The organism is Rummeliibacillus sp. TYF-LIM-RU47, from assembly GCF_008638315.1.
GTDB classification, from domain to species: Bacteria; Bacillota; Bacilli; order Bacillales_A; family Planococcaceae; genus Rummeliibacillus; species Rummeliibacillus stabekisii.
The window spans coordinates 745914-758501 of sequence record NZ_VVIR01000001.1 but is presented as its reverse complement, the minus strand read 5'-3'; the positions used below and the strand labels follow the sequence as shown (position 1 = coordinate 758501).

The 12588-nt window shown below is 38.4% G+C and carries 15 protein-coding genes; 5 read left to right on the top strand and 10 right to left on the bottom strand.

Annotated elements, in window-relative coordinates:
• Positions 1-14 precede the first annotated feature (14 nt).
• From F0527_RS03690 to F0527_RS03680, 3 genes are all read right to left on the bottom strand, one after another.
• Positions 15-776: an enoyl-CoA hydratase/isomerase family protein gene (locus F0527_RS03690; protein WP_150283847.1), complete on the bottom strand. Its 762-nt coding sequence runs from the start codon at positions 774-776 to the stop codon at positions 15-17.
• 180 nt (positions 777-956) lie between these two features.
• The gene (gene rpmF, locus F0527_RS03685) at positions 957-1130 is read right to left on the bottom strand and encodes a 50S ribosomal protein L32 (protein ID WP_066785166.1); all 174 of its coding nucleotides are present in this window, start codon (positions 1128-1130) and stop codon (positions 957-959) included.
• Positions 1131-1154: 24 nt separating this feature from the next.
• Positions 1155-1688 carry a YceD family protein gene (locus tag F0527_RS03680; protein ID WP_066785163.1) on the bottom strand — a complete coding sequence of 178 codons (534 nt, stop codon included), beginning with the start codon at positions 1686-1688 and terminating at the stop codon, positions 1155-1157.
• A 125-nt stretch (positions 1689-1813) separates the two neighbouring features.
• Here F0527_RS03680 and F0527_RS03675 point away from each other — a divergent pair, with 125 nt between their 5' ends.
• The gene (locus F0527_RS03675; protein WP_150283846.1) at positions 1814-3013 is read left to right on the top strand and encodes a nucleotidyltransferase; all 1200 of its coding nucleotides are present in this window, start codon (positions 1814-1816) and stop codon (positions 3011-3013) included.
• Here F0527_RS03675 and F0527_RS03670 read toward each other — a convergent pair whose 3' ends face one another.
• The gene (locus F0527_RS03670) at positions 3014-4063 is read right to left on the bottom strand and encodes a SepM family pheromone-processing serine protease (RefSeq protein WP_223823518.1); all 1050 of its coding nucleotides are present in this window, start codon (positions 4061-4063) and stop codon (positions 3014-3016) included. It lies immediately after the preceding gene.
• 253 nt (positions 4064-4316) lie between these two features.
• Between F0527_RS03670 and F0527_RS03665 the strand changes: the two genes are divergently transcribed.
• On the top strand, positions 4317-5057 hold the full coding sequence (locus F0527_RS03665; protein ID WP_150283845.1) for a hypothetical protein: 741 nt from the start codon (positions 4317-4319) through the stop codon (positions 5055-5057).
• Between the two features lie 46 nt (positions 5058-5103).
• Here F0527_RS03665 and coaD read toward each other — a convergent pair whose 3' ends face one another.
• From coaD to F0527_RS03650, 3 genes are read right to left on the bottom strand one after another with little or no spacing between them, the layout of a single operon-like run.
• Positions 5104-5592: a pantetheine-phosphate adenylyltransferase gene (gene coaD / locus F0527_RS03660; RefSeq protein ID WP_147194288.1), complete on the bottom strand. Its 489-nt coding sequence runs from the start codon at positions 5590-5592 to the stop codon at positions 5104-5106.
• Entirely contained in the window at positions 5582-6157 is a 576-nt protein-coding gene (gene rsmD / locus F0527_RS03655) for a 16S rRNA (guanine(966)-N(2))-methyltransferase RsmD (protein WP_150283844.1), read from the bottom strand. The genes coaD and rsmD overlap by 11 nt, the downstream gene beginning before the upstream one ends.
• A 25-nt stretch (positions 6158-6182) precedes the next feature.
• A complete protein-coding gene (locus F0527_RS03650) occupies positions 6183-7595 on the bottom strand; it encodes a hypothetical protein (RefSeq protein WP_150283843.1) in 1413 nt (470 codons plus the stop codon).
• 51 nt (positions 7596-7646) lie between these two features.
• Between F0527_RS03650 and F0527_RS03645 the strand changes: the two genes are divergently transcribed.
• Positions 7647-8036, top strand: coding sequence for a DUF7147 family protein (locus F0527_RS03645; RefSeq protein WP_066785143.1), 390 nt, complete (start codon positions 7647-7649; stop codon positions 8034-8036).
• A 90-nt stretch (positions 8037-8126) separates the two neighbouring features.
• On the opposite strand, the gene F0527_RS03640 is transcribed toward F0527_RS03645, so the two are convergent.
• A complete protein-coding gene (locus tag F0527_RS03640) occupies positions 8127-8399 on the bottom strand; it encodes a YlbG family protein (protein WP_066785141.1) in 273 nt (90 codons plus the stop codon).
• 315 nt (positions 8400-8714) lie between these two features.
• Between F0527_RS03640 and F0527_RS03635 the strand changes: the two genes are divergently transcribed.
• Positions 8715-9614 carry a glycerophosphodiester phosphodiesterase family protein gene (locus tag F0527_RS03635; RefSeq protein ID WP_066785138.1) on the top strand — a complete coding sequence of 300 codons (900 nt, stop codon included), beginning with the start codon at positions 8715-8717 and terminating at the stop codon, positions 9612-9614.
• Positions 9615-9669: 55 nt separating this feature from the next.
• Here F0527_RS03635 and F0527_RS03630 read toward each other — a convergent pair whose 3' ends face one another.
• Positions 9670-10116, bottom strand: a complete 447-nt coding sequence (locus F0527_RS03630) for a YlbF/YmcA family competence regulator (protein ID WP_066785135.1) — start codon at positions 10114-10116, stop codon at positions 9670-9672.
• Between the two features lie 150 nt (positions 10117-10266).
• Positions 10267-11730, bottom strand: coding sequence for a UDP-N-acetylmuramoyl-L-alanyl-D-glutamate--2,6-diaminopimelate ligase (locus F0527_RS03625; RefSeq protein WP_150283842.1), 1464 nt, complete (start codon positions 11728-11730; stop codon positions 10267-10269).
• A 116-nt stretch (positions 11731-11846) separates the two neighbouring features.
• Between F0527_RS03625 and F0527_RS03620 the strand changes: the two genes are divergently transcribed.
• Entirely contained in the window at positions 11847-12584 is a 738-nt protein-coding gene (locus tag F0527_RS03620) for an amino acid kinase family protein (RefSeq protein ID WP_150283841.1), read from the top strand.
• Positions 12585-12588 lie beyond the last annotated feature (4 nt).

The window sequence follows — 12588 nt, the reverse complement described above, 5'->3', positions numbered from 1 at the left end:
TTGAAGTTTAGAAGTTATTTCGTTTTTGATAGAAATTGTTTAACAGCTTGATGATGCGCTTCGCTTTCCCATAGCTTCGCACATGTTCTTACTTCTACCATAACTCTTTCCTTGAGATGCTGACTATTCCATTTGCGAATCAAGATTTCTTTATATGCTTTCTGAACACTCGGATGAATCTTTTCCATATCTGCTATGAAATCTTTAATAGCCTCATTCTTTTCACCTTCGAAGATATATTGCGCAAAGCCCATTGCAAACAGTTGCTCTGCATAATATAACCTAGCCTCATATAGCATTTTTAATGCTTTCTCCTGCTGTATGCCTCTCTCCAATAAATATGTACCACCACCCCATCCCGTGGTAATCCCTAATGTACCTTGAATAAAACCGCAGCGTGCTCCTTTCTTAACTAAGCGGAAGTCGCATGCAGCCGCTATCTCGCATCCTCCCCCAACCGCAACTCCATTGATTAATGCAATCGTTGGTATAGGTAATGTAGCTAAATCATATAGTATTTCCGCCATCTTACTGAGCATGCTATAAGCCTCTTCTTCTGTAATCAAGTGATGAAATTCTGCTAAATCCCCGCCTGAACAGAAAGCTTGATCACCAGTCCCCGTAATAACAAATGCTCGAACTGTTTCATGATTATGTATGTACTCTATTGCTTCTTTCAAACCTTCCATTACCGCATAGTTTATCGCATTTCGCCTCTCTGGCCGATTAATCGTAAATGTCATTATTCCCTCTTGCTCTGTAATGATAAAGTCCATCCTTCATATCCCCTTTATTCAGAATTGTTATCATCTTACCATAACTAGAATAAGAGACAAAAAAAATATAAAAAAAAGAAAACCCTTAAATAAGGGTTTTCCGTTGTGTTAAAACTGCATTTAAGTCTGACTAAAGAGCCATGGTCTCTCTAGAAAGTCTCCTTTAAAGCAAATACTGAATTATTTGCTTACTACTTCTTTACCTTTGTATGTTCCGCATGCTTTACATACATGGTGAGACAATTTAAGTTCACCGCAGCTTGGGCAAGCAACCATACCTGGTACAGCTAGTTTAAAGTGTGTGCGACGTTGACGTTTCGCAGTTTTAGAAGTTCTTCTAAATGGTACAGCCATTGATGGCACCTCCTTACAGATCGGTTATTCGTCTGTTTGATCAAAATACTTAGCTAATGCAGCCAGTCTTGGATCCGTTTTTTGGGCGTCTTTTTCTTTTTGACTTAAAAACTCATCCTCTGTTAAATAAGACCAAGCGTCATTATTTTTGGATTTTGGGTTTTCGGCATCTTCTTTGAACACTTGTATAGGAATCTCTAATAAAATTAGTTCTTCTAATACTGGATCAACATCGATTAATTCCCCTTTTACAGGATGAACATTATCATGCTCATCTGTAGCGGCATAATCAGACCAGCTAAAGACTTCATCTGATTCAATGTCAAAAGGAAATTCGACATCTTCCCATGTGCGTGAACAAGGAAGTGTAAGCGTGCCTGTCAAATGAAAATGACAGTTCATTTGGCTTGCACCAAAAGTGCAAAAGCCTTCTACGTGGACAGGAGTTATATGGCGTATATCCGTATTGCGACGCATAATGCCTTCCAATTGTACAGTTTCGTCAATTGGCATCCCGCTTTGGCGATATTTAGATAGTTGTGGGATTGCCCATTTCATACATTATCACCTCTAAACAACAAAGTTGATTATATAATGCTCATTTATAGATGTCAAGATATTTTCTTGTCACTAGGCTAAACTACTCGTATAATCATAGTACTAAGTATAAACGGGGTGAAGACTTGATTGCAACTGGCGTAATTGTTGAATATAACCCATTTCATAACGGACATCTCTATCATATCAAACAATCGCGAGAACTTACAGACGCAGATATTATCATTGCTGTAATGAGTGGCCATTTTTTACAGCGCGGAGAACCGGCTTTTGTCGATAAATGGACAAGAACGAGGATGGCGATTGCAAATGGGGCTGATCTCGTAATTGAACTGCCTTATGCATTTGCCACCGCTCAAGCAAGTGACTTTGCAAAGGGTGGCGTACTGCTTCTCGATGCTCTGCAATGTGATTACTTATGTTTTGGTAGCGAACAAGGTAGCATAGATCCTTTTTTAAACACGTATACGCTTTTAGAAGAGCAGAACGCGTCTTTCCAACAATTTATACAGGAATTTGTTAAAAGCGGCTTAAGCTATCCTTCTGCGCTAAATAAAGCCTATCAAGCACTTATCCCTGATAGTAATGCACAGTTTGTGGATTTGTCTCAACCAAATAACATACTTGGCTACCATTACATAGAAGCTGCACGAAAATTTCAAACAGCTTTAAAACCAACTACTATTCTTCGCAAGCAGGCAGGCTACCATGATCCCGTCCAAGAAGGTACCACCATTGCAAGTGCGACGGGAATTCGACAAGCGATTCATGAACAACAGGCTATTGAGCATGTATCTGGTTTCTTGCCTTCTGCTTCATTTGATCTTTTGAATGAATGGAGTCAGGGAAACCAGCCATTTGCAAGCTGGACGTACTTTTGGCCATATTTGCGCTTCACATTATTACGTTTAACACCTGGGGAACTAAAAGAATACGCGGAAGTGACAGAAGGAATTGAATTTTTGCTGCTAGAAGCTGCAAAAGAATGTACGGATTTTACAAGCTTTATGAAAAAAGTTAAATCGAAACGCTATACATGGACCAGAATTCAACGAATGCTCACACATATTTTTACGAATTTTACATGGTCGCAGTTGAAAAGCATGGACACACCTCGTTATATCCGTATCCTTGGTATGAACCAAAACGGCCAGAAATATTTATCCGAACGAAAAAAAAGCATGTCGTTACCTTTAATCAGTAGAGCCGCAAGTTCCAAAGAACCAATGCTACTTCAAGATATAAAGGCAACAGATCTATATATGCTTGGACTTGGCAAAAATAAAATGGGCTTGGATTATCGCATCCCGCCCATTCGTATTTAATCATTTTTTCTCCGGCAATTTTTCCAAGTAATCAAGAGCATCATTCACATTCTTGACAGGTACGATTTTCATTTTCGTACCTATTTTTTTGGCTTCTTTTAGTGCTTCCTGATAATTTGGCAAAATATCGGGATATTTCTTCTTCACAACCTCAGGCAATGTGTCATTTGGCGCAAAGAAAATTTCAACGCCTGCATCATCTGCAGCAATCACCTTCTTCTCAATCCCGCCAATCCGACCAACTTCGCCTGTCGCTAGCATTTCACCTGTTCCTGCAATATTATAGCCCTTTGTTAAATCGCCTTTTGTCAATTGATCGATGATTTCGAGGGTAAACATTAAACCAGCTGATGGCCCGCCAATATCCTCTGCTTGAATTTTTACTTCAGGGTCTGTCTTGATAGAAGTATTATCTGCAAATGTGATACCAAGACCTACTTTTCCTTTCGTACCTGGAATAGCCTTCAATACCACCTTTTTCTTCATGTTCTTTCCATCACGCTTGATCTTAATAGTTACAGTATCTCCTGATTTCTTTGTTGTTAAGTAGTCAACCAGCTGCTGATGTTTATGAATTTTCAAACGGTCAATGCCGGTTACTTCGTCCGCTGTCTCCAATATCCCATCGGCCGCTCCGTTCTTCACAACATAATAGACATAGACGCCATTATAGACAATTTTATAATCTAAACCTGTCTTTTTAAACGCAATATACTTTGCATTAAACTGAGAATCTGTCATAAGTTTAATTTGACGATTATTATAATCCTTATCGCTCTCGTTTGGACTTCTGACCTCATCTTCTTTTAAAATATCCTTTTCATCGTCTGCATAAGCAGCAGCATATGTGAAAGGCGTAGCAACAGCCATAGATACTGTCATCATATTTAATTTCCCTTTGCCTTTTTGATCTGCATTGTCTACTTTTACATACTGATCTAAATCATATGCTCCTCCCGGCTGCATAATATAATAAGGCAGCGGATATACAAATCCCACTATAATGATTGCTGCTAATGCAATGACAATCAAAAATTTTTTCACACTCATTGAGGAACCTCCTAGATAATGTCCAATTGATAAAAGGACGAGAACTTCTGTGCAGTTTTATAAAAATATATTACATGATTGGATGATGTAAATCTTACTACACTACTGCAATATCGCAATATGCTGGCTTTTTATTTTTTTATTGCTCTTGCAACCCGAACTAGCCCATGAAGGTGCTGATTTAGGGATTAAAATTTTTGTAGATAACTTATTCCCTTATCTACTCCCTTATTTGATTTTGACGCAATGGCTTTTGCGTTTAACGAATATTTCTAGTATACCACAGGGATCTAAATGGCGTTTTTACGTACAATTATATTGTTTGGGTGCTTTAGGCGGTTTCCCAACAGGCGCGGCGACGACTGGCTTTTTATACCAGCAACAACAGCTGACACAAAAAGAAGCTCGTTATCTATTAGCCATTTGCCATGCACCAAGCCCTCTTTTTGTCGTTGGTTTTGTCGGAATGGAAATATTAAGAAACCCCATAAGCGGATGGCAAATGCTTGGACTGTTCCATTTTGTTAATATAATCATGCTAGTCATTTTTATTCTTGTTTTCCGAAAAACGGTTCCACTTACGAACCTTCCACCAAAACCAAAAGATGCTGGCAACCCTTTAATTGAGAGTATTAAGAGTAGTTTGCCTACGGTTCTACTCGTTGCTGCGACCGTTATATTTTTCACGACCCTCAGCTATGTTTTCACACAAACTTTAGAAAACTTTGTTGATTCTTTGCCAAAGGGTGTCATGTTATCACTTTATAGTATTCTTGAAATGACATCTGGTTTAGCAGCATCGGAAAATTTCTATGGCCATTCAAGCTGGCTTCCATTAATCGTCATAACAATACTATCAATGCAAGGACTTAGCATCCATATGCAAGTTGCTGTTTTAGCAAGAGAAGCCAAAATATCGTTGAAACCTTATATTTCCGCACGTGTACTTCAAACATTGGTTGTACCGCTCTTATATTGGATTATTTTTATGTAAGAAAAGACAAGGCCTCCACCATTCATAATGGTAGTAGCCTTGTCTTTTATCTTTCTTCAAACTTTCCCTTTAAAGCTTCTTCAACAATCGGTGGGACAAGTTCATGGATATTGCCTCCATATTTGCTGACTTCCTTTACAATGCTTGAGCTTAAGAAGGAATATTTGTTTTGGGTCATGATAAAGAATGTTTCAATATGTTCATCCAAAAAACGGTTCATTGAAGTAATTTGCATTTCATATTCAAAATCTGAAATGGCGCGAAGCCCACGTACAATTGCATCTGCTTTGACTGATTTCGCATAATCTATTAATAAGCCTGAGGACGAATCAATTCGAACATTGGGAATATCTTTTGTGACTTCCCTAATCAAATCCATTCTTTCGTAAACATTAAATAATGGATTTTTGCTTGAATTATTCATCACCGCTACATACACAATATCAAAAATATCCGCAGCACGCTTAACAATGTCTAAATGTCCATTTGTGATTGGATCAAAGCTTCCTGGTACTACAGCAATTTTACCCAATATAATCCCCTTCTTCCTCTACGAAACGATAAATTGAAATGATAGTACTGCCATATTCCTCTTCTCGTACTTTGTGAAAGTCTAAAAATACCGCCGGCAAATCCACTTCCCTATCGTGTTCGCACACGATGGTTCCATCCTCGTGTATCATTTGATTTGCAACGATGTCTTCAACCATATTGTAATACTGCTGCTTTTTGTAAGGAGGATCTAAAAAAATCAAATCTGCCTGCACTTTATTTTTAATGAGCAATTTTATTGCCCGCAAAGCGTCATTCCGGTAAACTTCTGTACAATTTTCATAACGGCACTTAGAAATATTCTCTTTCAAATTTTGGAATGCGCGACTGTCCTTTTCAATAAAGATTCCGTGTTCCATTCCCCGGCTTAAAGCTTCAAGACCTAGACCTCCGCTTCCTGCAAACAGATCCAAAACAGTACCACCATTAAAATAAGGGCCAATAATGTTAAATAACGATTCTTTTACTTTGTCTGTTGTCGGACGGGTTGTCATGCCATTAACAGCTTTAAGAGCCATCCCTTTTCGCTCACCTGAAATTATTCTCACTTTGCACCAAACCTTTTACCACCGTTTATTGGCGTTTAATATTTATTTGTTTCTCCGATTTTTCAATATCCACTATAAATAGCCTTACAAGCCAAGCTTCTTCAATATAATAGTCACTGCCGTACTTTACAATCGGCTGTGAAAGTAGATCATAGCGATGTTCATTATATACATAGAACGGCTCATCCATAGGGAACCTAAAATTGCGCTCCTTACTCTGTGCGTAAAAACCATGTACACCTATTTTAGTCGAATAGCCCAGTTTATTTAATAGTGGTTTTACCGAATAAAGGATACGTCCATCTTTTAATATAACTTGCATATTTTTTTGTTGCAAACCATTTAAATAGATTGGCCGTTTGTCTTCAAATAAGAGCGGCGCTACCTTATTTCCATTTTGTGCATTCATTTTGAAAAAGGATGTTTTCAATTCTAGTGATGAGGACAGCTTATCATCAAGCAATCCAGCCGTTATCTTTTTCCCCTGTAGATCCTCTAAGCTTGTCTTCCAGTCTTTGAGCTGCTGTTCATTCATATAATCTTTTAATGTAGCGACCATTTTAGAAGCTTTTGGAGAACCTACCCGACGTTCAGTCAGGAAAGAAGCTACAACTGCCGGCCCCCAATTAGGAAGCATATCAAAGTTATATTTTTGATTCATTTGCGATAAGATATATTTTTCCGTCAGCGTTTTTTTATTTAATTCAGAAGTAAAGAGGATTCGATCCCCTGATTTTTTATACTTCTTGCTTTCTATGATTGCCACATGCTCGAACCCCTCTATATCCAACCCCTTAAGGGCTTGTGCCAGGTTGTCAGAGGCATGTCCATTGCCATAAAGTGTTACTTGATCATTTGTAAATAACTCTTTCATTTTAGCCTTTTGCCAATATAGCGATGTAACAGGTCCATTCCCACTAAACATACTATATTGAATAAGCTTTAAATTTTTACTCTTCACTTCAGGCAATCCAGTAATCCACTGTCCGCCAGAATGCTTTTTATCTGTAATATGGATCGTTGTATGTACTGGTTTTCCTAAATTTAATGACAAGAAAATGTTTTTGATCACTCTACCAGTCAATTTTCCCTCGCTTGGTGCAGGGATCGTATATACAAAGGTTTGTTCCTTCGTTTTACCTTTATTTAGGCTGGTCTTTGTCTTATTTAAACGGTTGCACTTCTCCGTCTGTTTATTCCCACACTCTTTTTTAACGCTTTTAGCAGGCCAGTTCAATCTCACCTGGCTTTCCGGTAAGGAATTTAAATGATGACGAATAGTAAATTTATTTTTATGATAGACAACTTCAATATCCTGATCGTAATAAAACGTCTTATCTTCTTCCGTTAATTGATTGGAATAAACATGGTATTGAAAAGTCAACATTATTCCATTTATAAATAGCAGTATGGAAAATAAACCAGCTGCTAATTTCATATGCGAATCCCCCAAATCGTGATACTATGTGATAGAAAGGAAGTGTATAGTATGATTCAACAATTTATAGAGCTAGGAGAAGGTTACGGCGATGTATACGAGCTATGCGAATTAATGAAAACAAATAAACATCGCATCAGCCGTACTATTATATTCACTGCAACAGAAGGAGAAAAAAAGGTAGCTTCTATTGCGGCCGTATTTAACCCTGTCGGAGAAAGCAAATTTACTCCGATATATATCTGCCGGGAAGGAATCCCATATTCAGCAGAAAAACCTTCAAAGCGTCTAGAAATCTTCAAGGAGACAGTAAATAGCTTAGATCAGCTACTTATTACATTAGATGTAAAACATTCTTCTATCTATGCTGAGAAAGATCTTTACTACCAATACTTAATTGGTATATTGCGTCTTTATCACTATATCCCATCATTACACTAGTCATTCTACTTTCTTTTCTTTATATCGTCAGAGGAACACAAAGGTTTATTTAGAAACAGTTTTTTTCACTAATTGTACTTATTCTAGCAATCAAAGGCCTATTTTATAATCGTATTCTTTTGCTTTATCTGGTTTCGCATTTTCATATTCTGTCGAAACAAAAGGACGATAAGAAGGCAGGACTTCCTTCACATAAGGGAGCCGTTTTAGTTTCATTATAAGGCTATCGACTTCGTCTTGGTCGCAATACAAAACAACATATTTAAGCCTTCTAGAAATATAATGAACATGGCCGTATCGACGCATTGTTTTCGCTTGTTTTAAATGATGTACATAGACGATTAAGCCTTGTCGGTCTTTCATACGCATTCCCTCATTTCTTACCTTAAAGAATACCATATCTTTGAAAATGGAAGCAACCAAGGATACTGACAGATTAGAAGGCATCCGTTATAATAAAAGAAAACTTCACTCAGAATATTTTATTTAGCGCTCTGAGTGTTAAACCCTTCCTACTGTCTATAATTAAGACTTATTACCTTGGCTATAAACAGTATGAACCCGACTATCACAACTAGAAAAAGGCATAATTAACTGAAATGGCCAATCGGGCTATTACTTGCAAGCAATAGGGGTAAAGTAAATTACTTAACCGGCAATTCAGATAGGAGGATTATAATGGGAAAGAAAACAAAAGTGGCGGTTGCAATTGCTGCTGCAAGTGCTGCAGCATGGGCAGGCTCTAAGGCTTTATCCAAACCAGGAAAACGAGCTAGTAAACACGCATTGGAGTATAATCGCCCTGTTATCTTAGCACATCGTGGAGGATCACATTTAGCTCCTGAACATACAATGGCTGCATTTCGCAATGCTAACAATTTAGGCGTAGACGGCTTTGAGATTGATATTCGTCTTACAAAAGACGAAGAAATTGTTGTGACACATGATGAAACGATTGACCGTACCAGCAATGGATCTGGACGAGTCGCCTCTTTCACATTAGAAGAATTGCGCAAATTTAATTTTGGGTATCATTTCGTAAATTTAGACGGCTATTTGTCTTACCGTGAAGACTTTGAACCGATTGTCACATTGCGTGAGCTATTGACAGAGTTTCCACATATGTATATCAATATTGATATGAAAGATGCGCCGGATACATATGAAGGCGGTCTAATGCCTTCAAAACTATGGCGCTTGCTTGAAGAACTAGACGCCACCGACCGCGTTGTGGTTACTAGCTTCCATGACGAGCAAATCGACCGCTTCAATCTGTATGCACAAAACAAAGTAGCATTAGGAGCTGGCCAAACTGAAGTACGGAGAGCCTTTACTTCATTCACTAGCCAATTTGGCCATCTCTATCATCCAAAGGTAGATGTATTCCAAATTCCTGTAAAACATGGCATCATTAATCTTGATTCAGCACACTTTATTCATTTTTTAGATGAATTGAATATACCTGTCCATTATTGGACAATTAACAATGCTGCTGCTATGCAGGAGTTAATCGCTAGCGGTGCTCGAGGAATAGTAACAGATCGTCCCGACATCGCTTTAAAAACAATAAATAAATAACACAAAAAAGGATTCTACAAGATGTAGAATCCTTTTTAAATAACCAGGCTCCTTACTATGCTGAACAAGAGCAGCTTCCGCCAGAGCCACAACCTCCACTTGAACAAGATGACTTTTCGAAAAACGGATTGCTGACAGATACTTTTACTGCTTCTGATACCGTTTTTCCAACTAGTAAGCTAATCTCATCCAGCAGATCCTGGTATTCATTTTCTGCTATGCGGAGTGCAGAGATTTTATCGTTTATGTCAAGTTCACGTTTTTTCACGCGAATCGACTTCATAATTATTTTGTAATCCGGATGGTATTTTCCAAATCGTTGGACATCCTCATACTGATCCTTCATCCTGTTGAAATCATCTACTTGGCGAACAAGCTCGGCGTCTGTATAGACAGCTTGGTGGGCCATTTTTAGATTTTCAAATTGTTCGGAGGAACGGATCATTTTATTCAATTCTTCTACTTCTTCAAGAATCATTACCCAATCGGAAGTTATCATCATTGTTTTTTCCCCCCATACACCTATGATAACAGATTTTCCCCGTCTTGTTTAATATGATTGCAAATCTATCCAGTAGAGTTTAGTATAGGTGGTTCATCTGGGCTACTATTTAGTGTATAGGGAGAGCTTCCCTAGCATGTAAACGGGAGGTTATTCATTGGCACTTTTAGTCCTTCCCAGGTATTCATTAACTACATGCTCATCAGAGAAAGGTAGTATATCAGTTCCTATTATTTGGCCTTCCTCATGTCCCTTCCCTGCAATAATCACTAGATCTCCCTTTCCTGACATGGCTAGCGCTTGTTGTATAGCTTTCTTTCGATTTGGTTGAATGCTATAGTCTGTTGTCTCAATCCCCTGCGCAATACTGTTTAATATAATGCTAGACGATTCAGTACGAGGATTGTCATCAGTTAGAATGATAAAATCAGCATATTGATCAGCAACAGCTCCCATTTCTGCTCTTTTCCCTTTATCTCTGTCACCACCGCAGCCAAATACAACAATTAACCTTTGAGAAGTCTGTGTTCGCAGTGCACCTAATAAAGCATTCAGTGCGCTAGGTGTATGGGCGTAATCAATAAAAATCCTATACCCCAAGTCATTATTTAATTCTTGCATCCTGCCTTTTGGCAATGTCAGCCGTTCGGTATGCGGCGCAATTTCTTGTAAGGAAAAACCCAACTCCGAAATGGTTGCAACAGTTGCTAGAACATTATATTGTAAATATTCTCCTTTAAACGGCAAGTTAATATCTACGGGGATATCGTAGTCCTGTATTAATAACCGCATTCCATGACTGGTGGTTTCTTCATGTATGATGCTACAGTCAGCTAAAATTCCCTTGCCAAAACTTTTAACAACAGGATGCTCCATTCGCAATTGATTGCAAAAATCATCATCTATATTCACCACAATTTGCTCCGAGAATAAGCACAGTCTCTTTTTAGCTGCTAAATAATACTTTTCGCCACCATGTTCTTCATAATGGTCACGACTTACGTTGAGATACACACCGATATCAATTTTACAGTCGTCTAATCTATGCTCCGACAAAGCTAACGAAGAAGCTTCCATAACTAAATGGGTCACTCCTTGACTTACACAATAAGCAAATATTCTATATAGTTCTGTCGCCAATGGAGTAGTTAAAGGTTCAAGGCTAACAGTTTGCTTTTTACCATTTATAAATAGGCCGACAGTTCCAACGACAGCCACTTTATTGCCAAGTGATTGTAGCAGTTGACCAATAAAATGGGTCACTGTGGTTTTTCCGTTTGTACCGGTAACTGCAATAATTGTCAGCTCTTCATCATATGGGCCGTATAGCTTCTTGCTAGCATAGGACAAAAACGTGGAACAGTTAGGGACCCATATAACAGGTAAAGGAAATTCCACACTGCTCTCATATCTGTTATGAACAATAGCTGCTGCCCCATTTTGTATCGCAAGGTCTATATAATCCCATCCATCATACTTCTTCCCTTTACGAGCCACGAACACATCACCTGGCAATACATCACTTGCTCGATCTGTAATGCCTTTTACCTCTGTCCGAATGGATCCACATTCCAATTCACAAGGCCATTCTTTTAATAGCTCTGCCAAGATCAACTATGTTCCCCCTGCACCTTTTAGTAAGAAATGAATACATTACTATAACCACCCACTACTACTTTTATCGTATGAAAAACATGTTGAATATGTCACGAGGAGATAGGAGTTACAAAATGATTATTCAAAAATTTGGCGGAATTGCTATGCAATCGAAAGAATCGCGTGTGCATTGCCTCCACCATATTAATAGGGCGATACAAGAACATGGAAAAACAGTAGTAATTGTATCGGCAATTGGCAGAAAAGGAGACCCTTACGCTACCGATACGCTGCTGAATATTACCGAGGCATTGCAAGAAACTGCAAAGGCAAGGGATCTAGTTGCGGCGTGCGGGGAGTTAATGGCTGCTGCCGTCCTTTCCTCAGAATTAAAGGAATTCGGAATTGACAATTTACTAGTTTACGGGCCGAAACTTGGCATTACTACAACAGAGCACTTTGGAGATGCTGAAATTATAGATATAAACTGCGAAAATCTTTTATATGACTTAAAAGATTTTGATTGTATTGTAGTTCCCGGCTTTCAAGGAACTACCCTTCAAGGGGAAATTGCGACACTTGGCAGAGGAGGTAGTGATCTAACGGCTGCTGTTCTGGGAGCACATTTGCCAAGCTCAATCGTTGAATATTATAAGGATGTACCCGGGGTTATGACTGGAGATCCACACATAGAGAAAGATGTAAAACTGATTGAGTCTCTTTCTTATAGTGAATTCTTAAAACTATTAAATAATACGCATCCCATCGTCCAAATAAAAGCAGCGGAATTGGCTAGAAAACACCAACTCACGCTGCATATTCGAAACGTATTTTCAAATGAACGTGGAACAATAGTTTATCCAAATGTTTGAAAGA